Source organism: Streptomyces sp. NPDC059900 (genome assembly GCF_050270335.1).
In the GTDB taxonomy this organism is placed as follows: domain Bacteria; phylum Actinomycetota; class Actinomycetes; order Streptomycetales; family Streptomycetaceae; genus Streptomyces.
The window spans coordinates 1-23,630 of sequence record NZ_JBNNJZ010000081.1 but is presented as its reverse complement, the minus strand read 5'-3'; the positions used below and the strand labels follow the sequence as shown (position 1 = coordinate 23,630).

The 23,630-nt window shown below is 70.1% G+C and carries 23 protein-coding genes; 14 read left to right on the top strand and 9 right to left on the bottom strand.

All coding sequences use genetic code 11. The features are described from left to right. The 5 genes from ACQKIP_RS14790 to ACQKIP_RS14770 form a co-directional block, all read left to right on the top strand. A partial coding sequence (locus ACQKIP_RS14790) for an alpha-isopropylmalate synthase regulatory domain-containing protein (protein ID WP_427743124.1) occupies positions 1–769 on the top strand: 769 nt, incomplete at its 5' end. A 196-nt stretch (positions 770–965) separates the two neighbouring features. Continuing rightward, complete coding sequence (locus tag ACQKIP_RS14785) at positions 966–1,700, top strand: TerB family tellurite resistance protein (protein ID WP_427743122.1); 735 nt, start codon at positions 966–968, stop codon at positions 1,698–1,700. Positions 1,701–1,867: 167 nt separating this feature from the next. Beyond that, entirely contained in the window at positions 1,868–3,955 is a 2,088-nt protein-coding gene (locus ACQKIP_RS14780; protein WP_365857926.1) for an MMPL family transporter, read from the top strand. 130 nt (positions 3,956–4,085) lie between these two features. Continuing rightward, entirely contained in the window at positions 4,086–5,285 is a 1,200-nt protein-coding gene (locus ACQKIP_RS14775) for a sensor histidine kinase (RefSeq protein ID WP_365858043.1), read from the top strand. Continuing rightward, a complete protein-coding gene (locus tag ACQKIP_RS14770; protein WP_365857928.1) occupies positions 5,282–5,959 on the top strand; it encodes a response regulator transcription factor in 678 nt (225 codons plus the stop codon). The genes ACQKIP_RS14775 and ACQKIP_RS14770 overlap by 4 nt, the downstream gene beginning before the upstream one ends. 95 nt (positions 5,960–6,054) lie before the next feature. On the opposite strand, the gene ACQKIP_RS14765 is transcribed toward ACQKIP_RS14770, so the two are convergent. The 5 genes from ACQKIP_RS14765 to ACQKIP_RS14745 are packed head-to-tail and all read right to left on the bottom strand — an operon-like array spanning position 6,055 to position 12,669. Beyond that, the gene (locus ACQKIP_RS14765; RefSeq protein ID WP_365857930.1) at positions 6,055–6,993 is read right to left on the bottom strand and encodes a dihydrodipicolinate synthase family protein; all 939 of its coding nucleotides are present in this window, start codon (positions 6,991–6,993) and stop codon (positions 6,055–6,057) included. Further along, the gene (locus ACQKIP_RS14760) at positions 6,990–8,033 is read right to left on the bottom strand and encodes an ABC transporter ATP-binding protein (RefSeq protein WP_365857932.1); all 1,044 of its coding nucleotides are present in this window, start codon (positions 8,031–8,033) and stop codon (positions 6,990–6,992) included. The genes ACQKIP_RS14765 and ACQKIP_RS14760 overlap by 4 nt, the downstream gene beginning before the upstream one ends. Then, positions 8,030–10,030, bottom strand: coding sequence for a dipeptide/oligopeptide/nickel ABC transporter permease/ATP-binding protein (locus ACQKIP_RS14755; protein WP_365857934.1), 2,001 nt, complete (start codon positions 10,028–10,030; stop codon positions 8,030–8,032). The genes ACQKIP_RS14760 and ACQKIP_RS14755 overlap by 4 nt, the downstream gene beginning before the upstream one ends. Then, entirely contained in the window at positions 10,030–10,989 is a 960-nt protein-coding gene (locus tag ACQKIP_RS14750; protein ID WP_365857936.1) for an ABC transporter permease, read from the bottom strand. The genes ACQKIP_RS14755 and ACQKIP_RS14750 overlap by 1 nt, the downstream gene beginning before the upstream one ends. Positions 10,990–11,019: 30 nt before the next feature. Then, positions 11,020–12,669 carry an ABC transporter substrate-binding protein gene (locus tag ACQKIP_RS14745; RefSeq protein WP_365857938.1) on the bottom strand — a complete coding sequence of 550 codons (1,650 nt, stop codon included), beginning with the start codon at positions 12,667–12,669 and terminating at the stop codon, positions 11,020–11,022. A gap of 160 nt (positions 12,670–12,829) precedes the next feature. On the opposite strand from ACQKIP_RS14745, the gene ACQKIP_RS14740 reads away from it, so the two are divergent. Next, entirely contained in the window at positions 12,830–13,558 is a 729-nt protein-coding gene (locus ACQKIP_RS14740) for a FadR/GntR family transcriptional regulator (RefSeq protein ID WP_365858045.1), read from the top strand. A 29-nt stretch (positions 13,559–13,587) separates the two neighbouring features. After that, positions 13,588–15,465 (top strand): beta-galactosidase, encoded by a 1,878-nt coding sequence (locus ACQKIP_RS14735; protein WP_365857940.1) that lies wholly within the window; start codon positions 13,588–13,590, stop codon positions 15,463–15,465. Here ACQKIP_RS14735 and ACQKIP_RS14730 read toward each other — a convergent pair. Further along, positions 15,452–16,435: a nitroreductase/quinone reductase family protein gene (locus tag ACQKIP_RS14730; RefSeq protein WP_365857942.1), complete on the bottom strand. Its 984-nt coding sequence runs from the start codon at positions 16,433–16,435 to the stop codon at positions 15,452–15,454. The two genes, ACQKIP_RS14735 and ACQKIP_RS14730, sit on opposite strands and share 14 nt — an antisense overlap. Positions 16,436–16,734: 299 nt before the next feature. On the opposite strand from ACQKIP_RS14730, the gene ACQKIP_RS14725 reads away from it, so the two are divergent. Continuing rightward, the gene (locus ACQKIP_RS14725; protein WP_365857944.1) at positions 16,735–17,220 is read left to right on the top strand and encodes a GNAT family N-acetyltransferase; all 486 of its coding nucleotides are present in this window, start codon (positions 16,735–16,737) and stop codon (positions 17,218–17,220) included. Positions 17,221–17,259: 39 nt separating this feature from the next. Here ACQKIP_RS14725 and ACQKIP_RS14720 read toward each other — a convergent pair whose 3' ends face one another. Continuing rightward, positions 17,260–17,538, bottom strand: a complete 279-nt coding sequence (locus ACQKIP_RS14720; protein ID WP_365857946.1) for a DUF397 domain-containing protein — start codon at positions 17,536–17,538, stop codon at positions 17,260–17,262. Next, a complete protein-coding gene (locus ACQKIP_RS14715) occupies positions 17,520–18,353 on the bottom strand; it encodes a helix-turn-helix domain-containing protein (protein WP_365857948.1) in 834 nt (277 codons plus the stop codon). Before ACQKIP_RS14715 ends, ACQKIP_RS14720 begins: the two co-directional genes overlap by 19 nt. Positions 18,354–18,472: 119 nt before the next feature. On the opposite strand from ACQKIP_RS14715, the gene ACQKIP_RS14710 reads away from it, so the two are divergent. From ACQKIP_RS14710 to ACQKIP_RS14700, 3 genes are read left to right on the top strand one after another with little or no spacing between them, the layout of a single operon-like run. Then, the gene (locus ACQKIP_RS14710; protein ID WP_365857950.1) at positions 18,473–18,724 is read left to right on the top strand and encodes a hypothetical protein; all 252 of its coding nucleotides are present in this window, start codon (positions 18,473–18,475) and stop codon (positions 18,722–18,724) included. Continuing rightward, the gene (locus ACQKIP_RS14705; RefSeq protein WP_365858047.1) at positions 18,721–18,957 is read left to right on the top strand and encodes a hypothetical protein; all 237 of its coding nucleotides are present in this window, start codon (positions 18,721–18,723) and stop codon (positions 18,955–18,957) included. The genes ACQKIP_RS14710 and ACQKIP_RS14705 overlap by 4 nt, the downstream gene beginning before the upstream one ends. 16 nt (positions 18,958–18,973) lie before the next feature. Next, positions 18,974–19,603 carry a DUF1266 domain-containing protein gene (locus ACQKIP_RS14700; RefSeq protein ID WP_365857952.1) on the top strand — a complete coding sequence of 210 codons (630 nt, stop codon included), beginning with the start codon at positions 18,974–18,976 and terminating at the stop codon, positions 19,601–19,603. Here the strand turns inward: ACQKIP_RS14700 and ACQKIP_RS14695 are convergent. Continuing rightward, complete coding sequence (locus tag ACQKIP_RS14695; protein WP_365857954.1) at positions 19,600–20,277, bottom strand: AIM24 family protein; 678 nt, start codon at positions 20,275–20,277, stop codon at positions 19,600–19,602. The genes ACQKIP_RS14700 and ACQKIP_RS14695 overlap by 4 nt on opposite strands. A gap of 106 nt (positions 20,278–20,383) precedes the next feature. Between ACQKIP_RS14695 and ACQKIP_RS14690 the strand changes: the two genes are divergently transcribed. From ACQKIP_RS14690 to ACQKIP_RS14680, 3 genes are read left to right on the top strand one after another with little or no spacing between them, the layout of a single operon-like run. Then, positions 20,384–21,856, top strand: coding sequence for a membrane-associated oxidoreductase (locus ACQKIP_RS14690; protein WP_365858049.1), 1,473 nt, complete (start codon positions 20,384–20,386; stop codon positions 21,854–21,856). A gap of 55 nt (positions 21,857–21,911) precedes the next feature. Further along, a complete protein-coding gene (gene recO, locus ACQKIP_RS14685; protein ID WP_365857956.1) occupies positions 21,912–22,664 on the top strand; it encodes a DNA repair protein RecO in 753 nt (250 codons plus the stop codon). A 58-nt stretch (positions 22,665–22,722) separates the two neighbouring features. Continuing rightward, complete coding sequence (locus ACQKIP_RS14680; RefSeq protein WP_190081028.1) at positions 22,723–23,544, top strand: isoprenyl transferase; 822 nt, start codon at positions 22,723–22,725, stop codon at positions 23,542–23,544. Positions 23,545–23,630: the final 86 nt, after the last annotated feature.

The window sequence follows — 23,630 nt, the reverse complement described above, 5'->3', positions numbered from 1 at the left end:
ACAGGCCGAGTACTGCAACCAGATGGAGATCCACCCCCGCCACCCGTACGCGGGCGACCTCGTCTACACCGCCTTCTCCGGCTCCCACCAGGACGCCATCAAGAAGGGCTTCGAGGCCATGGGCATCCGGGCCGAGCAGCAGGGCAAGACGGTCGACGAGATCGAGTGGGCCGTCCCGTACCTGCCCATCGACCCCAAGGACGTCGGCCGTTCGTACGAGGCCGTGATCCGCGTCAACTCGCAGTCCGGCAAGGGCGGCATCGCCTACGTCCTGCAGAACGACCACAGCCTGGACCTGCCGCGCCGCATGCAGGTCGAGTTCTCCAAGATCATCCAGGCGAAGACCGACAGCGAGGGCGGCGAGGTCACGCCGGACGCGATCTGGGGCATCTTCCAGGACGAGTACCTGCCCAACCCCGCCAACCCGTGGGGCCGCATCCAGGTCAAGAACGGCCAGACCACCACCGACAAGGACGGCACGGACACGCTGACCGTCGAGGCGACGGTCGACGGCGAGGACACCGTCCTGTCCGGCACCGGCAACGGCCCGATCTCGGCCTTCTTCAACGCCCTGCAGGGCATCGGCATCGACGTCCGGCTCCTGGACTACCAGGAGCACACGATGAGTGAGGGAGCCTCCGCGCAGGCCGCGTCGTACATCGAGTGCGCGATCGGCGACAAGGTCCTGTGGGGCATCGGTATCGACGCGAATACGACACGTGCGTCCCTGAAGGCCGCCGTTTCCGCGGTGAACCGCGCGGCTCGCTGACCAGCGCACCGCGCCTCCACTACGCAGCAAGCAGGCGCCGGACGGGCTCGAATGGGCCCGTTCGGCGCTTTTGCGTGCCACCGTGTCCAGGACGTCTACCGGCCATCTCTCGCCAGGGGTGCTGACGCCACATCAACAATGTGGCTAACATCACGCCCAACACGGCAATGTCGCCGGGGCGTTACGGAGGTGCGTGGTGCTGCCAGATCGTGGACGAAACGGCCGGAAATCCCGCATTTTCGCCACGCCCGTTTCCCGCGGGCGAGTCCTGCGAAGGCGTGTGATCGGCGTCCATACGGCCTGGACCACCGTCGGGGACGGCGAGTTCTTCTGTCCGGGCTGCGGCGGTGACCGCAACTACCAGCGCCGGACCGGCCGCCGCCGCTTCGTCCTGCTCGGCCTGCCGGTCCTGCCGCGCGGCGCCGCGGGCCCCGTCGTCGAGTGCGCCGCCTGCGGCGACCACTTCGGCACGGACGTCCTCGACCACCCCACGACCACCCGGCTTTCGGCCATGGTGCGCGACGCCGTGCACACCGTCGTGCTCGCGATCCTCGCCGCGGGCGGCACCTCGTCGCGCACGACGCTCGACGCCGCCGTCGGCGCCCTGCGGGCCGCCGGGTTCGACGACGCCTGCGAGGAACAACTCGTCGCGCTCGTCGAAGCCCTCGCCGCCGACACCGGCCGGGCGACCGAGCCGGACTGCGGGCCCGGCCTTGCCATAGAGCTGCACGAGGCGCTCGGCCCGCTGGCCCCGCACCTCGCCCCTGCCGGGCGTGAGGCGCTGCTCATCCAGGGCGCGCGGATCGCGCTGGCCGACGGCCCGTACACCCCCGCCGAGCGCGAGGTCCTCGCCACCGCGGGCGACGCGCTGACCATCGGCGCCGACGAGGTGACGCGGCTGATGGTGGCGGCGCGGACCACGCACTTCTGACCCGGCGGCGCTCCGGGCGGGCCGTCCGCGTACTCCCGCGGGAGTAACGGGACCGCCTCGCCTCCCTGTGCCGTACGCCCCAACTCGCCCTCGCGCCGGACGGATCGCGCGCCCCTCTCCGGAAGGGTTGGCCCTGAACCTGCCAACCTGCCGGAAGGAGGCCCGTCATGCGGGCCGAACAGACCACCGCACGACGGCGACGAGCCGTGCCCTGGGTGTTCCTCGCCCTGTGGATCGGCGTCATCGCGCTCGCCGGGCCCTTCGCGTCGAAACTGGCCGACGTCCAGCAGGACCGCGCCATCGACTACCTCCCCGCGAGCGCGGACTCCACCCAAGCCGCCAAGATCCAGGACCAGTTGCCCGGCGGCGAAGCCACCGAACTGGTGCTCGTCTACCACCGGGACGGCGGCCTGACCGCCGCCGACCGCAAGGCGGCGGCCGGCCAGATCGCCGAAATAGGCCAGGCCCACAAGCTGACGTCCGCGCCGCGCGCCGTACCGTCCGGGGACGGCACCACGCTCATGTACCCCGTGGCGAGCACCGAGCCGGGGCAGGACGAGGACGCCAGGGACGCGCTCGTCGACGACGTACGCGAAGTGGCCCGCCCGCAGGGCGGACTGAGCGTCGACGTGGGCGGCTCGGGAGCCCTCGCCACCGACGCGAGCAAGGTCTACAACGCCCTCGGCGGGCCCCTGCTCTACACCACCGCGGGAGTCGTCGCGCTGCTCCTGATCCTCATCTACCGCAGCCCCTTCCTGTGGCTCGTGCCGCTCGCCGTCGCGGGCGTCGCCGACTATCTGGCGATGGGCGTCGCCTACGGCCTGCACGAAGGCTTCGGGACGTCCGTCTCCGGCCAGAGCAGCGGCGTGATGACGATCCTCGTGTTCGGCGCGGGCACGGACTACGCGCTGCTCATCGTCTCCCGCTACCGCGAGGAACTGCGCAGGATCGAACGGCCCTACGACGCGATGATCGCCGCGCTCAAGGGCTGCGGCCCCGCCGTGCTCGCCTCGTCGGGGACCGTCGCCGCGGGCCTGCTCTGCCTGCTCGCCGCCGACCTCAACAGCAGCCGCGGCATGGGCCCCCTGGGCACGGTCGGCGTCCTGTGCGCGCTCGCCGCGATGCTGACGCTGCTCCCCGCGCTCCTCGTCCTGCTCGGGCGGCGCGTGTTCTGGCCGCTCGTCCCGGCCTTCGGCAGCGCACCCAAGCAGCGCCGCAGCCTCTTCTCCATGATGGGCAGCTCGGCGGGCCGCAGGCCCCGCACCGTGCTCGCGGGCGGAGCCGTGCTGCTCGGCGCGCTCGCCCTGGGGGCGCTGAACCTGCCGGGCGCGATGAAGCAGGAGGACTCCTTCACCAAGACGCCCGACTCCGTCACCGCGATGGAGACCCTCGCCGAGGCCTTCCCCGAACGAGGGACACGGCCCATCACCGTGATGACCCCCGATGACCGCGCCACCGCGGCCCTCGCCGACATCAAGGACACCAAGGGCGTGGACAGCGCCGAGAAGGGGCGCACGGCCAGGGGCTGGACGGAGATCTCCGTGACCGCCACGTCCGCACCCGAGTCGGCGGGCGAGACGGCGACCATCAAGGCCCTGCGCGCGGATCTCGACGGCTCGTACGTGGGCGGAGCCAGCGCCCAGCAACTCGACCTGAAGGACACCAACTCCCGCGACACCCTCGTCATCGTGCCCCTCGTGCTCGCGGCCGTACTGCTGATCCTGGTGGCGCTGCTGCGCTCCCTGGTCGCGCCGGTGCTGCTCCTGGTGGCCGTGGTCGCGGTGTGGGGGGCCTCCCTCGGCATCGCGGGCCTGGTCTTCGAACCGCTCTTCGGCTTCGAGGGCACGGACCCGGGGCTGGGCCTTCTCTCCTTCGTCTTCCTCGTCGCCCTCGGCGTCGACTACGGCATCTTCCTGATGCACCGCATGCGGGAGGAATCCCTGGCCGGTGCCGAGCCCGGGGCCGCCGCGCTGACCGCGCTGCGGACGACGGGCGGCGTCATCGCGTCGGCGGGCCTGGTGCTCGCGGCGACGTTCGCGGTGCTCACCAACATGCCGCTCGTGCAGCTGGTCGAGCTGGGCTTCGTGATCGCGGTCGGGGTGCTGCTCGACACGTTCCTGGTGCGGACGTACCTGGTGACGAGCGCGAGCGTGGCGCTCGGGCGGAAGGTGTGGTGGCCGGGCGCCCTCTCGCGTCCGGCGCCTGCCGTGCGCGAGGCCGCGGAGCCCGAGCCCCAACGGGTCTCCGCCACCTGATGGTTGACCTGATTCCGCTACGGGGTGCCCCTTCTGCACGGGAGGGGCACCTTCGTACACCCGCGTACGGGAGGATGCAGCCGTGGGGGACATACCGCAGGTTCACGAGAGGTCGTCCGCGCCGCGTGGCCTGCCGGCCTTCACCGGGGTCGTGCCCGGCAGCAGGCGCGCCGTGCGCGACGACGCGCTGTTCGCGGCGGGGCTCGCCGTGCTCGCCGCCGTGCTCGCCACGTTCTTCGAGGACGGGCGGCGCCCCGATCTCCTCGGGTGGAGCCTGCTGCTCTGCGCGCACGTGCCGCTGGTGTGGCGGCGCAGCCGTCCGCTGCTCGTGCTGTTCGGCGTGATCGCCTTCATCGCGCCGTACCACGCCATCGACTACACCCACACGGCCGCCGTCCCGGTGGGCATGGTCGCGCTCTACACCGTGGCCGTGTCGGGGCGCCCGCGCCGTGCCCTGATCACCGGACTCCTCGTCGTCGGCGTCACGATGAGCGTCAACGCGAGCATGGAGCCGCACCAGGTGGCGGAGATCCTGAGGATCTCCGGGTGGATCGTCTCCGTGCTGCTGCTCGGCGTGTACGTGCGCATCCACCGCCAGTACGTCGCCTCCGTACTGGAGCGTGCCGAGCGGGCGGAGCGCACCCGCGAGGAGGAGGCCCGGCGGCGGGTCGCGGAGGAGCGGCTGCGGGTCGCCCGTGACCTGCACGATCTGCTCGCGCACAGCATCACCCTGGTCGGCGTCCAGACGTCCGTCGCGGCGCATGTCCTGGCCGCCGATCCGGAGCGGCTCGACAGGGCGGCGGTGGCGAAGGCCCTGGACGACATCGCCGACACCTGCCGATCGGCGCGGGGGGAACTCCGGGCCACGCTCCAGGTCCTGCGCGCTGCCGGGCCCGGCCCCGGGGGCCTGGATGCCGACGAGACGCGGGGGCCGCTGCCGGGGCTCGACGGTCTCGCCGACCTCGCGGCGGCGGCACGTACGTCAGGGGCTTCGGTCGAACTGACGGTGGGGGACGCCGGGGCGCCGCCCGCCGTGGGTGCGGCGGCCTACCGGATCGTGCAGGAGGCGCTGACCAACGCGGTGCGGCACGGCGGCCCCGGGATCACCGTCCGGGTGGGGATAGGCGTGGCGGACGCGGCGCTGCGGGTGAGCGTCACGGACGACGGCCGCGCGGCCGACGACCCCTCGCACACGCCGGGCTTCGGACTCGTGGGGATGCGGGAGCGGGCCCGGAGCGTGGGGGGAACACTGGAGGCGGGGCCCCGCGAGGACGGGGGGTTCTCGGTGTCGGCTGTGCTGCCGCTGGCGGCCGGGGGGAGTGTGTCGTGACGATTCGCGTGTTGCTTGCCGATGACCAGACGCTGGTACGGGCCGCGTTCGCGATGCTGGTGGAGTCGGCGCCGGACATGGAAGTGGTGGGGCAGGCGGGGACGGGGCGGGCGGCGGTCGAACTCGCCCGCTCGGAGCGGGCCGACCTCATCGTCATGGACATCCGGATGCCGGATCTGAACGGCATCGAGGCGACGCGGCTGCTCGCGGGCGACGAGGACCTGGCCGGGGTGAAGGTCCTGATGCTGACGACGTACGACACGGACGAGCACGTCGTCGACGCGTTGCGGGCCGGGGCTTCGGGGTTCCTGGTGAAGGACACGAAGCCGGCGGAGCTGCTTGAGGCGATCCGTACGGTGGCGGCGGGGGACGCGCTGCTTTCGCCGGGGCCCACGTCCCGGCTGATCGCCCGCGTCCTGCGCGCGCCGGAGCCGCCGGCCGCGGGGGAGGGGGGTCCCGAGGGGCTTTCGGAGCGGGAGCGGCAGGTGCTTTCGCTGGTGGCGCGGGGCCTGAACAATTCTGAGATCGCGGAGATGCTGGGGTTGAGCCCTTTGACCGCGAAGACCCATGTCAGCCGGATCATGGGGAAGCTGGGGGCGCGGGACCGGGCTCAGCTGGTGATCGTCGCCTATGAGTCGGGGTTGGTGCGGCCGGGGGTGGAGGGGGCGAGGTAGCAGGGGCAATCCCTGCGGTACGTGCCGTCGATCACTGGCTTCGCCGGGTTCGTCCTGATCGCCGGACGGGCTGAAACTGCGATGAAGGACCGCCCCTACAACAACCCCGCCCCCGCCAAGAACTTGCCCACCCGTTCGACCTCTCCGGAGGAGAGCGGTACCTGCGGCTCCGCAGTCGCCGGGCAGGCGATCACGCCCCGCAGATACAGCGCCGCCTTGAACGCGCCCAGCGCCGACGAACTGCCCCCCATCCGCCCGGCCGCAGCCCCCACCCGCACCATCCCGAACAGCCCGCACAACCGCTCCTGCTCGGCCCTGGCCAACGCCCACTGTTCCTCCCGGCAGTAGCGACAGAGCCGCACATACCCCTCCGGGTCCACGTTCCCCAGCCCAGGGACCACTCCGTCCGCCCCCATCGCCAACGCCGCGTCCACCACCGTCTCCGACCCCGTGAGCACGCTGAACCCCGTCACGTCCGCCCGCCCCCGCGCGCCGAGGACCACCTCCCGGAAGTTCCCCTCGTCCCCGCTGGAGTCCTTCAGCCCGGCGAGGACCCCTTCCGCGGCCAGGTCCAGGACCAGTTCGGCGGGCAGCTTGGAGTGGACGGAGACAGGGAGGTCGTACGCGAAGACCGGTACCGCAGAGCCCGCGGCAACCAGGCGGAAGTGGCGCGCCACCTCCGCCGGATGCGTGCGCGTGTAGAAGGGGGCCGTCACCACCACCCCGTCCGCCCCCGCAGCCGTCACCGCGCGGACGTGGTCGAGGACCCGCGGGGTCGCCATGTCGATCGCCCCTGCCAGGACGGGGAGTTGGCCCCCGACGTGCCCCGCCACCGTGTCGATCACGGTCTTCCGCTGAGAGTCGGTGAGGTACGCCGCCTCCGAGGACGAGCCGAGGACGAACAGGCCGTCCACCCCGCCCGCCACCAGATGGTCGACCAGCCGTACCAGCGATGCGGTGTCCACCTCGCGCTCCGGTGTCAGGGGAGTGCAGACGGGCGGTACGACACCGGTCAGCGGGGTGGGCATGGTCATGGATTCTCCCTGGGGCTCGCGTCCGTGGCGGCGGACTGGATCACTAGCTCGTGCGTGGACTGGCCGTCCCGTACGGGGTGGTGGCAGCGGTAGCGGTGTCCGGATCCTTCCGTCGACGCGAAGTCGGGCATGGCGGCGGCGCATGCCTCGTCCGCCTTCCAGCACCTCGTACGGAACGGGCAGCCGCTCGGCGGCCGGGTGGCCGACGGCACGGGGCCGACGAGCGGGATCGGGTCGATGGGGTCCAGGAGGCCGGGCGTCGCGGAGAACAGCGCCCGGGTGTAGGGGTGGCGCGCTCGGTCCAGGATCTCCCGGGCCGGTGACTCCTCCACGATTCTGCCCAGGTACATCGTGATGACCCGGTCGCTCATCCTGCGGACCGTCTGGATGTCGTGCGAGACGAACACCAGGGCCAGCCCGAGCCGTTCCTTCAGGTCCAGGAGGAGGTTGAGGATCTGGGCGCGCACGGAGACGTCGAGCGCGCTCGTCGGCTCGTCCGCCACCACGAGCTCCGGTTCGAGCGCCAGCGCCCGTGCGATCGCCACCCGCTGGCGCTGTCCGCCCGACAACTGGCCGGGCAGTCCGTCCGCCAGGACCTTGGGGAGGCCCACCAGCGACATCAACTCCCGCACCCGCTGCTCGCGTTGGGTCGTTGTCCCCATCCTGTGGACGTCCAGGGGGTCGCGGAGGATCTGGCGCACCGTCAGCCTGCGGTTCAGTGCCGTCGACGGGTCCTGGAAGATCATGCCGGTGTTCCTGCCGATCGCGGTCCGCCGCTCGGCGGGCTGCATCGCCCACAGGTCGCGCCCCCGGAACGACACCGTGCCGGACGTGGGCTCCTGCACCCCCACGAGGACCTTCGCCAGCGTCGACTTGCCGCAGCCCGACTCGCCCACCACGCCCACGGTCTCGCCGGGCGCGATGGTCAGGTCGGCGCCGGTCAGGGCGTACACGCGGTCACGCGTGAGGAGGCCGCCCGAGCGTGCCCGGTGCACGACGTGCGCGTCCGAGAGGGCGATCAGGTCTTCCGCTGAGGTCATTTGAGGGCCTCGCTTCCCCTGGGTTCCGGCACTCTCGGCAGCTGCTCCGCCGGGTGGTGGCAGGCGACGGAGTGCCGCGCCCCGCCGGTGAGTCCGGGGGCCGTCGTGCGGCAGACCTCGCTCGCGAGCGGGCAGCGGTCCGCGAAGCGGCAGCCCGCGGGGAAGTCGGCCGGAGAGGGCACGACGCCCTTGATCTGGGTCAGGCGTTCCGCCGCCGATTCGAGCGAGAGCACCGAGCCGAGCAGACCGCGCGTGTAGTGGTGCGACGGCGTCTCGACGAGGTCCGCCGTCACGCCCGTCTCGACGATCTGCCCGCCGTACATCACCACGACCCGGTCGGTGACGTCCGCGACCAGGGCCAGGTCGTGCGAGACGAGGATCAGGGCGAAGCCGAGCTCCTCGCGCAGCCGCAGGAGGAGTTGGATGACCTGCGCCTGGACCGTGACGTCCAGGGCCGTCGTCGGTTCGTCCGCGACGATCAGCTTCGGGTCGCGGGAGAGCGCCATCGCGATCAGGACGCGCTGGCGCTGGCCGCCGGAGAGCTCGTGCGGGTAGCTGCGCAGGGTGCGGTCCGGGTCGAGGCCGACCAGTTCGAGGAGTTCGACCGCCGTGCGGCGCCCTCCTCTGCGTACGACCTGTTTGAGCTGGGCGCGGACCGTCATCGCGGGGTTCAGCGACGACAGGGCGTCCTGGTAGATCATCGCCATGTCGTGGCCCAGGAGCCGCCTGCGGGTGCGCATCGGCATGCCGAGCAGCTGTTCGCCGTCGAACGTCACCTTGCCGCTGATCCGGGCGCCCTTCGGTTCCAGGCCCATCACCGTCAGTGCGGTGAGTGATTTGCCGCAGCCCGATTCGCCCACCAGGCCCAGGACTTCACCCGGCCGTACGTGGAAGCTGATGCCGTCGACGATGTCCACGCCGCCGTGCCGGGCGTCGAAGCCGATCGCGAGATCACAGACGTCCAGGACCGGCTCTCCCTCCGGCAGGGGGCGGGCGCGCGAGCGCAGCCGACGGGCCGCCTCCGTCAGGCCCGGCAGCTCCAGGACCTTGCCGCTGCCCGGCTCCGGCGCTTCGAGTCGGTCCACGCGGTCCTCTTGGCGGGCCGCGCCCGGCATGTCGCGGGTCGCGGGCGCCGCCCACGCGTCCGAGACGCCCTCGGAGAGGATGTTCAGGGCGAGGACCGTGACCAGCATCAGGAGGCCGGGGAAGACCGTCGCCCACCAGCCGCCGAGCAGCACCATGTTCTTGCCGTCGGCGATGACGCTGCCCCAGGACGGGTCCGGAGGCCGTACGCCCGCGCCGATGAAGGACAGCGAGGCCTCGAAGACGATCGCCTCGGCGACCTGCACCGTGCAGAACACCAGGATCGGCGCGGCGCAGTTGACGGCCACGTGCTTGATCAGGATGTGCGGGGTGCGGGCCCCGACGATGCGCTCGGCGACGACGTAGTCCTCGCCGTACTGATCCATCACGTTCGCGCGCACGACCCGGGCGATCGGCGGGGTGAACAGGAACGCGATGGCGCAGATCAGGACGACGATGCCGCCCCCGAAGACCGCCACGAGCACGGCCGCGAGCGCGATGCCGGGGAACGCCATGACGATGTCCAGGCACCGCATCAGCGACTCGTCGACCGCCTTGCGCGAGGTCGCCGCGATCGCGCCGAGCACCGCGCCGACGAGCAGGGCGAGCAGCGTCGCCCCGAGCCCGATCGCCAGGGACCAGCGCGCCCCGTACATCAGCCGGCTGAGGATGTCCCTGCCCAGGCTGTCCTGCCCCATCCAGTGCTCGGCCGACGGGTGTCCCGTGCCGTCCACCTGCGGCTGCTGGTCGAGCGGGTCGTGCGGGGCGAGCAGCGGCGCGAAGAGCGCCACCAGGACGACCAGGCCCACGACGCCCACCGCGATACGGGAGAGCAGCGGGAGGCGGCTCAGGGAGCGCAGCCGGATGCCGGGCCGCGCGAGCCGCTCGGTCGCGGCCTTGCGAGACATGATCATCAGGCGGTCCCCCTCAGGCGCGGATTGACCAGGAGATGGAGGATGTCGAGGACCAGGTTCACGACCACGAACCCGACGGCCGTCGTGATGACGACCCCCTGCACGACGGCCGGGTCGCCGTTCTTCACGGCGTCGATCATCAGCTTCCCCATGCCGGGCAGCGAGAAGATCGTCTCGATGACGACCGCGCCGCCGAGCAGATAGCCGACGCGCAGGCCGAGCACGGTCAGCGGGTTGATGAGGGCGTTGCGCAGGACGTTGCGGCCGACGACCACGACCGGCGGCAGACCGCTGCCGATGGCGGTCCGTACGTAGTCCTTGTCCAGCTCCTCGACCACGGCCGTGCGGATGATGCGGGTGAGCCCCGCGGCCACGGGCAGGGAGAGCGCGAAGGCCGGGAGCGTCATCGTCTTGAGCCAGCCGGTGAAGGAGTCGCCGGGGTTCACGTATCCGCCGGTGGGGAACCAGCCCGCCTCCACCGCCAGGTACTGGATCATGAGCAGGGCCAGCCAGAAGCCGGGCGCCGCCACTCCGGTCAGCGAGATGACGCGGATGAGCTGGTCGGGCAGCCGGTCGCGGTAGATCGCCGCGGTCACGCCCAGCAGCAGCGATATGACCACCGCGATGCCGAGCCCCATGAAGGTCAGCTGGAGGGTGAGCGGAAGCGCGGTGGTCACCTGGTCCACCACCGGCGAGCGGGTGAGCACGCTGATGCCCATGTCGCCCTGGAGCAGATCGCCGACGAAGGCGACGTAGCGCACCGGCAGCGGATCGAGCAGGCCGTTCTCCTCACGGAACTCGTGCAGTTGCTCCGGTGTCGGGTTGGCGCCCTGGAAGAACGCCGACGCCGGATCGATGTCCGAGAACCGCATCACGAGGAAGACGAACAGGACGATGCCGAGCAGCAGCGGGACGAGCAGGGCGAGGCGGCGGGCCAGGATTCTTAACGTCGCGGTCACGTCGTACGACTCCCAAGGATCTGGCGGCGGCTAGTCGGCCCACTTGGCCTGGAGGAGATTGATGCCGGGATAGGGCTGGGCCTTGATGCCGGTGACCTTCTTCGGGTCCCAGGCGGTCATCAGCTCGTTGTGCACGACGGGGTAGATCACCGCCTGCTCGGCGACGGTGTCGATGTAGTCCTGGACCATGGCCTTCTTCTTGGTCGCGTCCGGCTCGCGCGTGGCCTGGTCCATGTCCCTGAAGAGCTTCTTGGCGACGGCGTTGTCCGCCCAGCGGGCGTAGCCCATCCACAGGTTCTCGGGGCCGTAGTTGTAGTGCATGATCAGGTCGGCCTCGATGCCGAACTGGTTGGGGTTCGATGCGGCCGCGACGATCTGGTAGTCCTTCTTCTGGTCCATCTTGGTGAAGACGGCCGTGGTCTCCTGCGGGTCAAGGGTCGTCTTGACGCCGATCGCGTCCCACGAGGCCTTGATGGTCGGCAGACAGTCGACGATCCAACTCACGTTCACGGCCATGAGGCTGATCGACAGATCCTTGACCCCGGCCTGCTTCAGGAGCGCCTTCGCCTTCTTCGGGTCGTACCCGTAGACCGTCTTCGCGGGCCGGTACGAGGGGTTGGACTCGTTGAGGAAAGACGTCGACGCCTTGCCGTGGCCCTTGAGCGCGACCTCGATCATCTTCTCGGTGTCGATGGCGTAGTGCAGGGCCTGGCGCACGCGTACGTCGTCGAACGGCTTGTGCGCGGTGTTGAACATCAGGAACAGGTTGTTCATCCCCGCCCCGCCCTCGACGCTCAACCCGCCCTTCTTGAGCTGCTCGATGTTGGCGTAGGGGATGTTGTCCGAGATCTCCGAGTCCGCGCTTGCGCCGGAGATCTTCGCGACGCGGGGCGCCGCGTCCACGATGGTCAGCCAGTTCATCTTCTTGAAGGCGGCCTTGCGCGGGCCGTTGTAGTCGCCGAACGCCTCGAAGGTGGTGTTCGACTTCGGGTGGTGCGAGGCCTGCTTGTACGGTCCTGAGCCGACCGCCTTGCCCTTGGTCGCGTCGTCCCAGGCGCCGGGCTTCGAGAAGACGTGCTTCGGCATGATCTTGGCGAGGGAGAGCCGGGCGAGGCCGTCCGGGAAGGGGAACTTCAGGGTGAGCTCGACGGAGGTCGCGTCGACCTTCTTGACGCTCTTCAGCCAGCTCTCGAAGAAACCCTTGGCCAGGGTCTGGGTCTTCGGGTCCAGGATGCGGTCGAAGACGAAAACGACGTCATCGGCGGTGACGGGCTTTCCGTCGTGCCACTTGGCGCCGGGCCGCAGGGTGAACTTCCAGGTGGTCGCCTTGTCGTCGGAGGGGATCTCCGTGGCGAGCGCCGCATAGGGCTCACGGGTGATGGGGTCGGTGTTGAGGAGCCCTTCGTAGATGTGTTCGTTGCCGGCCATCGCGAAGGCGGACGCGGTCTGCGTGGGGTCCCAACTGCCGTCGTTTCCATAGCCGATGACGGCGGTGAGGGTGGAGTCGCCGCCCTTGCCGCCGCCCCCTCCGGCCTCGTTCGTGGACTCGGGCCCCGACGAGCAGGCGGAGAGCGTGGTGGTGATGGCGGCGGCCGCGCCCAGCGCACCGGTGTACTTCAGGAAGGACCGGCGGTCGGGGGCGGGTCCGGTGGGGACGGTGCGGGTCTTGTCGTCGCTCACTGTGTCTCCCTTGAGAGATCCCACGTCCTACGTCGTAGTGGCGTGGTGACCATAAGAGCGCCGCGATGGCCGGTCAAGAGATCGCGCACGGATCCGAATTCGGCTGGTCACAAACGATGTTGGTCCGGAGGTGGGACGTGGGATGTCATCCGTGCCTACGATGTGCCGCATGCCTCAGGAGCCAGTCCGAGCACGGCGTGTGGGCAGCCAGGTCCAGCGCGCGATCATGCAGTTGATCCTCGACAGAAGGCTCCGGCCGGGCGCACTGCTGCCCACCGAGGCCGAGCTGACGGAGGAGCTTGGGGTCAGCAGGAACTCGGTGCGCGAGGCGCTCAAGGCCCTCCAGGCCCTGGACATCGTGGAGATCAGACACGGCTACGGGACCTATGTGGGCCAGGCGTCGCTGACACCGCTGGCCGACGGACTCACTTTCCGCGCGCTGGTCCAAATGGGTGACGACACCCACGCTTTGGCGGAGATCCTGCAACTCCGGGAGGTCCTTGAGGAGGGCCTGGTGCGGCGCGTCGCGGTGCGGCTCACGGACGAGGAGCTGTGCCGACTGGAGTCGCTGGTGCGGAAGATGGAGGAGTCGGCGGGCGGGGGCTCGGCCTTCCCTGAGCTGGACCGCGAGTTCCACGAGACGCTGTACCGCTCGCTGGGCAACGAGCTGGTGCCGCAGTTCCTTGGCGCCTTCTGGAACGTCTTCAACCGGGTGGCGGGCGTACGGGGGTGGGCGCGTGACCCGGCGCCGGACGTCACGGTGCGCAGGCACCGGGACATCGTGACGGCGCTGAGGGCGCGGGACGTGGAGCGGGCCCAGCGGGCGATGGCGGAGCACTTCCGGGGGATCGCGGCGCGGTCCCGGCAGGGTGCGAGGGGTGTGGGGTGAGCGCGGTGCACGAGAGCTCGGGACGCGGGATGAGACTGAGTCACTTCTATGACCGGGTTACGTCGCTGGGGTACGGGGGTGACTACAACCCCGAGCAGTGGGGCCCCGAAGTCCACGCGGAGGACGCCGAGCTGATGCGCGAGGCGGGGGTGAACCTCGTGACGCTCGGGATCTTCTCCTGGGCGAAGACGGAGCCCGCCCCCGGCACGTACGACTTCACCTGGCTGGACGGCCACATGGACCGCCTGGCCGGGGCGGGCGTGGCGGTCAGCCTCGCCACGATGACGGCGTCCCCGCCGCCGTGGCTCACCCGCCTCCACCCGGAGACGCTGCCGGTCCTGGAGGACGGCACACGCCTGTATCCCGGCGCGCGCCAGCACTGGTGTCCGTCGAGCCCGGTCTACCGCCGCCACGCGCTACGCCTGGCGGAACGCCTGGCCACGCGCTACGGCACGCACCCGGCGCTGGCGCTCTGGCACATCGGCAACGAGTACGGCTGCCACATCTCACGCCACTGCCACTGCGAGGTGTCCACGGCGGCGTTCCGCGCGTGGCTGCGCGAGCGGTACGGGACGGTGGCGGCGCTCAACGACGCCTGGTCGACGGACTTCTGGTCGCAGCGATACGCCACTTTCGAGGAGATCCACACCCCGCGCAAGGCCCCGTCCTTCCGCAACCCGGCCCAGCAGCTGGACTACTGGCGCTTCTCGTCGGACGAACTCCTGACCTGCTACCTGGCGGAGAAGGAAGTCCTCACCCGCATCACTCCGCACATCCCGGTGACGACGAACTTCGTCCCGGTGGCGAAGACCCTTGACCTCTTCGCGTGGGCCCCGCACCTGGACGTGGTGGCGTACGACTCGTATCCGGACCCGCACGATCCGGACTCGCTCCAGCGGACGGCGTTCTCGTACGACGTCATGCGCGGCCTGAAGGGCGGGCAGCCCTGGCTGCTCCTGGAGCAGGCGCCGGGCACGGTGAACTGGCGCGAGCGCAACGGCAGGAAGCCGCCGGGCCGGATGCGCCTGGACAGCTGGCAGGCGGTGGCGCACGGGGCGGATTCGGTGCTGTTCTTCCAGTGGCGGCAGTCGCGCGGGGGAGCGGAGAAGTTCCACTCGGCGATGGTGCCGCACGGGGGTGCGGGGACGCGGATCTTCCGGGAGGTGACGGAGCTGGGCGCGGAGCTGGCCCGGTATCCCGAGCTGCTCGGCTCCCGCCCGGCGCGGGCGGACGCGGCGCTGCTCCTGGACTGGCCCAGCTGGTGGGCCCTTGAACTGGACGCGCACCCGAGCGCGGACGTGACACTCCTCGATGCGGCCCTGGCGCACCACAAACCGCTGTACGACGCGTCGGTGGCGTGCGACGTGGTCCCGGTGAACGGAAACCTGACCGAGTACCGCCTGCTCCTGATCCCGAACCTTTACTCGGTATCAAAAGAGACCGCGGAACGAATCTGCTCCTACGTCCGAGCGGGCGGCACCCTGGTCATGTCCTACTTCTCCGGCATCACGGACGAACACGACCGCGTCCACTTGGGCGGCTACCCGGCCCCGTTCCGCGAGCTGCTCGGCCTCCGAGTGGAGGAGTTCGACCCGCAGCCGGACGGCACCTGGTCGGAGGAGATCCACCTGGAGGGCGCGGAGGCCGCACTGACGTCCCCCACCGGCACCCCGACGGCAACCCGCCACCCCTACGGCAAGGGCACGGCCTGGTACCTCCCCACCCGCCCCACCTCCCAGGAGATGCGGAAGCTGATGGACGGAGTCCGAGCGGAATCCGGGGTGACCCCGCCCCTCCCGGACCTCCCGGAGGGCGTCCAGGCGAGGACACGGGTCACGACGGAGGGAAAGCGCCTCCACGTACGGATGGACCCGCGGGACTACTCGGTGGAGGTCATCCGCGACTGATGTCCCCTGGGGCAGACTCTGCGTCAGCACTCTCCGGTGCGGGCTCGGTAGCGGCATCCGGGGGCCAGGGGACGTCTGTCAGTAGGGGGAGGAGCGTTGTTTCCTCGTAGTCGAGGTGGGCGTTCAGTTCGGTCGACATTTCTTCCAGGTCGGTGCGGAAGCGCTGCGGGTGGGCGATGGCGATGCCGGACAGGAGGGTGACCAGGTCGGTCTGGATGCGGGCGACCGTGCGGTGTTCCTTGCTGAGGCGGTCGAAGACCTCGCTCAGATGCGGGTGGTACTGGGCGATCCCCGGAAACAAGTGCGCGTCCTCGCTGACGTGGTGGAACTCCAGTGCCTGGCAGAACGCCAGGCACCGCTGCCGGATCTGCAACCCGAGACCGGGGGCCGGCGGCTCGCCGCCACCTGCCGTCTGATGAGCCGCGCGTGCGGCGAAATGGGCCTCGACCTCCGCCTTCACCTGCCGCAACTGGTCCCGCAGCCAGGTGTGGACCTCCATGAGCTTGTCGGCGAGGGTGCGGATCTCGCGGGGCTCCCAGCCGTCCGGCTCGGCGCGCTCCAGTACGACGACCGGCAGGAGCCGGGCAGTGCGCGCCTGGTACTCGCCGTACCCGGGCTCCGCCCGCACGACATGCCCGAACAGCTCATCGCGCCGGGCCCCCTCGGCGGGCACCGCGAGCGCCTCGAACTCCCGGCTGCCGATCTCCACGCTCACCACGGGGTGGGCGAGGAGATTGCGGTACCAGTCGGGATGCCGGGGGCCGCCGAGGTTGGACCCCACGATCAGGAGCGAATCGCCGTGGCGGACGTAACCGAGGGGTGTGGTCCTCGGGGTTCCCGACTTCGCGCCGGTGGTGGTCAGCAGCAGCAGGTCCCCGCCTTCGAAGGGGCCGCCGACCTTGCCGCCGTTGGCACGGAACTCCTCGATGACGGATTCATTGAAAGACGCGGGCGTACGGTTCGCGGGCATACGGATTCTGTGTCTCCGGAAGATGTGGGCATGGCGCACGGACGGCATGCGGCGCAGGGCATGCGGGATGCGTACGTGCGGCAATGCTGCCGGGGTGTGTGAAGTGAGCGAGAGGCTGACGTGCGGACGCGCTACGTCAGGTGCAGGGCGCGGAGTATGAACTCATGGCGGATCCCTCGGTGAAGGGTGCTCGCCCGATCGCCGACCGGCCCACTGCTCATTGGCCGGCGCCACGCGGCACCGCCCCTATTACATGCACCGGGCGTTCGCCTGTCAACGTGGCGGGTTAGCGTTCGCCCATGCCCGAACTCCAGCGCCTGCGGCCCGAGCACGCCCCCGCCCTTTTCGCTTTCGAGCACGAGAACCGGCAGTACTTCGCGAAGTCCGTCCCCGACCGGGGCGACGCCTACTTCGCCGAATTCGACGCCCGCCACGCGGCTCTCCTCGCGGAACAGGCCGCGGGGACCTGCCACTTCCACGTCCTGGTCGACGGGGAGGGTGCCGTCCTGGGGCGGGTCAACCTCGTCGACGTGGCGGACGGCGAGGCCGAGCTCGGCTATCGCATCGCCGAGGGCGCGACGGGACGCGGGCTCGCCACGGATGCCGTACGGCAGCTGTGCGGGATCGCTGCCGCGAAGTACGGGCTGACTGCCCTGCGGGCGGCGACGTACGCGGACAACGCGGGGTCGCGGGGGGTGCTTGAGCGTACGGGGTTCAGCCTGGTGGGGGAGCCGGTGCTGCCGGCCGGTGGGCGGACGGAGGTGCGCTACTTCCGGAAGCTTTGAGGCAACCGGACTGCCCCGGCGACCGATTCAGCCGCCGGGTCAGTCGACCGTGCGGACGCCCGCGACAAACGCGGACCAGGCTTCGGCGCCGAGGAGCAGGGCGGGGCCTTGGGGGTTCTTGCTGTCCCGTACGGGGACGACACCGGGGACGCCGTCAGCCACCTCGACGCAGGCATCGCTATCGCCGCTGCTGTAGCTGCTCTTGCGCCAGCGGGCGGCGCCTATGAAGTCGTAGGCGACCTCAAGGCAGTTGCCGCCCTCGCCGTTGCTGTAGGTGCTCTTGCGCCAGCAGGCGTTGCTCAGGTCGTACTTGTGCATCGTCTGTAGTCCTTAGCCGCCGATTCGACCAGGGCGAGGGACGCCTCCGGCGACAGCGCGGCGACCCTGAGTAGATCGTATGCGCGCCGTGTTCGTGCCACCACTGCTGGTTCGTCGATGAGAGTTCCCGAAAAGGACGTCTCTGTATAGGCGGTTGGGGGCGCGTCCTCGAACTCCATGAGCCGCAAATCCCCGGCCATGGAGGCATGCGCTCCCGCGTCGTACGGAAGCACTGCCATCATCACCTGTCGCTCTCGCATCAACGAGGCGACGTGTTCGAGCTGTTGCGCCATGACTGACGGCCCGCCCACCGGGATGTACAGCACGTTCTCGTGCAGCAACGTCCAATACTCCGGCCTTGTAGCGTCGTTCAGGATGCGAGCTCGCTCCAGCCGGGCAGCCACCTTCTCGTCCACGTACGCTTCGGTTACGAAGGGATTGGCTGCGACTGTGACCGCGCGCGCGTACGCGGCGGTCTGTAGAAGCCCCGGAATCACCGTGGGTGCGAACTCGCAGATTCGCGTCGCCAGAGACTCAAGCTCCACGACCGACGCGAAGTAATCCGCGTACCGCCTGTCGTCGATCAGCTTGCGCCACATCCGCTCGAAAAAGCCGCCGGTTTGTAGGACCTCGTCCAGCCTCTGGGCGACATCCAACTGTGGTTTCCGAATAGCCTGTTCGAACTGGCCGATGTAGCCGCCGGAAACAAATACCTGTACCCCCAGTGCCGACTGGGTGAAACCGGCATCCTCCCGGCGGCGTTTCAGCTCTGCGCCGAAGAACTCCCAGGCTGCTTGACGTGAACCATTGGCCATGGCCAACCACCCTCCGCTGCGCCGCAGTTGTAGGGCGCAGACTCCTGCCGAGTGTAGGCCGGACCCGTCACCATCGAGACACGAAGCGTGAAATCCGATGGGAAAGGGGAGGCCACGTCATGACTGAAAGCAGGGAGTGCTCGACGCTATGCGTCGAAGAAGCGGAGGACACCGTGAAGGAATTGCGTTCCGCACTCGCGAGGGCCGGAATTATTCTTCCGTCATTGCGGATCGACCCCACATCCAGGGCCCGCGAAGCCCCCTGTCCGCGCATCGAATTGGGCGGATGTTCCGTTGATACGGCCGCCCGCCTCACCGTCGCGCTGCTTCGCGGCGCCGGTGTCGAAGGCGAGGATCCGAAGTGGACCTGAACCGTGATCCCGGCCCCCGGGGCCTGCCCGTCGGCGCCTACGCCGTGGACACCCGCACCGGACAGGTCGGCAGGGTCATGGGGCACGAGGGGCCCTACATCCAGCTCCGCCCCTTCGGCGGCGGACGGGAGTGGGACTGCACGCCGGACGCGCTCAGAACCGCCACCGATTCGGAGCGGCTCCGCGCCGCCACCGCCTATGTGAACGCACGCAGCCGGGGTGAAGTCCCGTGACGTAAGGTGCGGGCGCATGGCCATATGGAAGTGGAGCAAGCCGAAGGTCGAGTCCAGATATCCGGCGCCGCTCACCATGCACCAGCTCTGGATGGTGTCGCTGAGCGCGCCGGTCAGCCGGGACAAGGACGCGTCCCGGACGACCCTGTATCCGTTCACCCGTATCGATGACCGCAAGGCCGCGAAGTGGCTGGCCGAGCAGTGGGAGATCACCGCGCCCGAGCAGCTGCTCGGGCGCCTGAGCGGGCTCGCGAGCACCGGCTACCGCGCCATGGCCCGGCGGAGGCTCGGCGTGGAGCCCCTGGCCTGGGACATCGCGCTCTACGTGGACATCTCACGGCGCGGCTTCGCCTGCGGGATGCTGAGCGAGGCCGACACCTGGGCGCGGCTCAAGAATGTCGTGCCGACGGTCGCGGGAACGTACGCCTCCTGGCAGGAGTACGCCGACCACTACCTCCTGGGCAGGCAGGTCTGGCGGGAGAGCCTGCAAGGCACCGAGGACCAGGACTTCCCCGCACCCCGGGCGGATTCCGACGCCCACCTCCGCGCCCTCCTCGACCCGGCGAACCGGACGAGCCCGTGGGCCCTCGCCCCCTGGGAAGCGATCAGCCGCCCCGACCAGGCGCGCCCAGACCGCCGGCGTTAGTGCTGCTGCGGCTTGTGCGCAGTCGCTTCGCTCGGGCGCACGATGACGTACCCCTCGCCCCGCAGCATCAGCTGCACCGCTTCCCCGGAACCACCCCTGATCATCGAGCCGACGGACTGCGAGCGGTGCAGGGAGGTGTCCAGGTTCGCGGTCCAGCCGACGACCGCGTCCGTGTCGACGTACACCGGCTGCTGGGGCGAGACCGGGATCACCAGCGGGTTGCCGTCGCAGACGAGGCCCAGCTGCCCGGCGCCCGTGAAGACACTGTTGAACAGGCCGCCGCCCGTGATGCCCGCGCCCTTCACCGTCTTGATCTCGTACGAGAGGGTCGCGTCGAAGCACAGGACGTTGCGGCCGTTGACGGTCAGGACGTCACCCGGCTCGATGTCGACGATGAAGCAGTTCTGTGCCTCGTTGGCGAACCATGCCTCGCCCTGCCCGCGCACCGCCATGAGCGGCAGGCCCTCGCCGGTCATCGCCCGCTTGAGCATGCCGCCCACGCCCTGGCCCTTGCGCTCGAACTGAAGGTTGCCGCGGTAGGCGATCATCGCGCCCTGCCGGGCATGCATCTCACCGTTGACCGCGTACTTGATGGACTTGGCGTTCTGCAGGGTCATCCCGGGGGCGACGGCCTGCTGCGCCATATGCTCCGTGGAGAACAGCTCACTCTTCATGCGCGCATTTTGCCAGGTCTGGGCGGTTCGGCCAGGGGGCGGGAGGCAACGGGGAGTCGGCAGAAGGCAGTTGACACCCCCGGCGGTCCGCGTCATCGTCGCGCCGGTGGAGAACATCGAGCTGACGGCCGTCGAACGGCGCGTGTGGCAGGCGTACGCGCGCGGCCGGACCGTCGACCTCCGGCCGGTGGACGGGGCCGAGGCCGACTCCGGGGCGGAGTGGGGGCCGGGGCGGACCGTGCGCGCCGAGGTGCTCCGCGCGCTGCTCGTCGAGGGGCCGCGCGAGACCGGCGAGACCCCGCTGCTGCGGCTCACCGGCGCACGGATCACCGGCAGGCTCGACCTCCAGTACGTCGACGTGGCGGCGCCGATCCACCTGTGGGCCTGCTACTTCGACGAGGTGCCCGATCTGTACGGGGCGCGGCTGCGGCAGTTGAACCTGGGCCGGTCCGTGCTGCCGGGCCTGCACGCCATCGCCCTGCGCGTCGACGGCTCGCTGCGCATGACCCGGTGCCGGATCCGGGGGCCCGTGCGGCTCGGCGGCGCGCGGATCTCGGGCGCGGTCTTCTTCGACCACGCGGAACTGGGGGAGGCGGGCGTACACCTCGACGAGCCCGTCCTCGCGCTCAACCGCGTCATCATCGACGACGACCTCCAGGCCGACGGGGGTTTCGTCGCGCACGGCCTGGTCCGCCTGGAAGGTGCGGTCGTCGCCGGGAACATCACCCTCGACGACGCCGTGCTCAGCAACCCCGGCGGCACCGCCCTGCACGCGCCGACCCTCAACGCGGGCGCGGACCTGAACGCGGCACGGCTGACGGCGTACGGGCGCATCAATCTGCGGGGCGCCCGCATACCGGGGTCGTTCAACCTGGAGGACGCGCGCCTCTCGAATCCGGGCGGCACGGCACTGCGGGCCAGCGGTGTGACCGCAGGGACGCTCTGGGTGAGCGGCAACGCCCGCATGACCGGGGCCGCCACACTGCGGGGCTCCCAGATCGACCTGCTGCGCATCGGCCTGGAGTCCTGGCCGGACCAGGTGCGCCTGGACGGCCTGACCTACGCGCGGCTCGGCCCGCACGAGCCCGCCGAACGCCGGCTCCGGATCCTGGAGCGCGACACCGACGGCTACATCCCGTTCGCCTACGAGCAGCTCACCGCGGCCTACCGCCGAAGCGGCGACGCGGCGGCGGCCCGCACCGTCCAGCTCGCCAAGGAGCGCCGCCACCGCGCGACGCTGCCCTCGTACGCCAGGGTGTGGGGGTACCTCCAGGACATCACCGTCGGCTACGGATTCCGGCCCACGCGCGCCGCGGTCTGGTTGTTCTCGCTGCTCCTGGTCGGAACGGTCACGTACGCCCTGCACCACCCGCGCGCACTCAAGCCGGACGAAGCGCCCGACTTCGACCCGTTCTTCTACACACTGGATCTGCTGCTCCCCATCATCGGCTTCGGTCAGGAGCAGGCGTATGCCGCGGAAGGGGTGTACCAGACACTGTCGTACGCGTTGATCGTCACCGGCTGGACCCTGGCCACGACCATCGCGGCGGGTGTCACGCGGGCGATCAGCAGGCAGTAGCGGCGATCGGCGACCCCGGCCACGGCTGTCGGACCCGTACGCGAGAATGGGACCCATGAGTCTGTTCCGTGATGACGGCGTCGTGCTGCGCACCCAGAAGCTGGGTGAGGCGGATCGCATCATCACGCTGCTCACGCGCAGTCACGGCAGGGTCCGCGCCGTCGCCCGTGGCGTGCGGCGCACGAAGTCCAAGTTCGGGGCGCGGCTCGAACCCTTCTCCCACGTCGACGTGCAGTTCTTCGCGCGCGGCAGCGAACTCATCGGCCGCGGGCTTCCGCTGTGCACCCAGAGCGAGACCATCGCTCCGTACGGTGGCGGGATCGTCACGGACTACGCGCGCTATACGGCGGGCACGGCCATGCTGGAGACCGCCGAGCGCTTCACCGATCATGAGGGCGAGCCCGCCGTGCAGCAGTATCTGCTGCTCGTGGGCGGCCTGCGGACCCTCGCCAACGGCGAGCACGAGCCGCATCTGATCCTCGACGCGTTTCTTCTCCGCTCCCTCGCCGTGAACGGGTACGCGCCCAGCTTCGACTCCTGCGCGAAGTGCGGAATGCCGGGCCCGAACCGCTTCTTCTCGGTGGCCGCGGGCGGCTCCGTCTGCGTCGACTGCCGGGTGCCCGGCAGCGTCGTACCCTCGTTGGAAGCCCTCGGCCTGCTCGGCGCGCTGCTCACCGGAGACTGGGAGACGGCGGACGCGTGCGAGGCACGGCATGCCAGGGAGGGCAGCGGGCTTGTTTCCGCCTATCTGCACTGGCACTTGGAGCGCGGGCTCCGCTCATTGCGGTACGTAGAGAAAACCACCTGAAGCACGTGAAGCACGCAGGTCACGTGACAGAGATCAGCTAGGTAGGAGAGAGCCCCCCATGGCACGACGCGGAATCCTCGGACGGTCCCGCCGTGAGTACAAGGTCCCCGAGCCGCACCCCTCGGGCGCCCGGCCGCCGAAGATCCCCGGTGAGCTGGTGCCGCAGCATGTGGCGTGCGTCATGGACGGCAACGGCCGCTGGGCCAAGGAGCGGGGGCTGCCGCGCACCGAGGGGCACAAGGTGGGCGAGGGCGTCGTCCTCGACGTGCTCAAGGGCTGCCTGGAGATGGGCGTCAAGAACCTCTCCCTGTACGCCTTCTCCACCGAGAACTGGAAGCGCTCGCCCGACGAGGTCCGCTTCCTGATGAACTTCAACCGCGACGTCATCCGGCGCCGGCGGGATGAAATGAATGAGCTGGGCATCCGCATCCGCTGGGTGGGGCGCATGCCCAAGATGTGGAAGTCCGTCGTCCAGGAGCTCCAGATCGCCCAGGAGCAGACCGTCGACAACGACGCGATGACCCTGTACTTCTGCGTCAACTACGGCGGGCGCGCGGAGATCGCGGACGCCGCGCAGGCCATCGCGCGCGATGTCGCGGCGGGCAGGCTCGACCCGTCGAAGGTGAACGAGAAGACCTTCGCGAAGTACATGTACTACCCGGACATGCCGGACGTGGACCTGTTCCTGCGCCCGAGCGGCGAGCAGCGCACGTCCAACTACCTGATCTGGCAGTCCAGTTACGCCGAGATGGTCTTCCAGGACGTCCTGTGGCCCGACTTCGACCGGCGCGACCTGTGGCGCGCCTGCCTGGAGTACGCCGGGCGCGACCGCCGCTTCGGCGGGGCGATCCCGAACGAGGAAGAGATCGCCAACAGCTGACGCGCAACGCGTTGTGGGGCCGCACCGGGGTCGGGGGGGGGCCACCAACCGGTGAGGGGTAATTCTGCGCGCCCACCCCGCCCGGG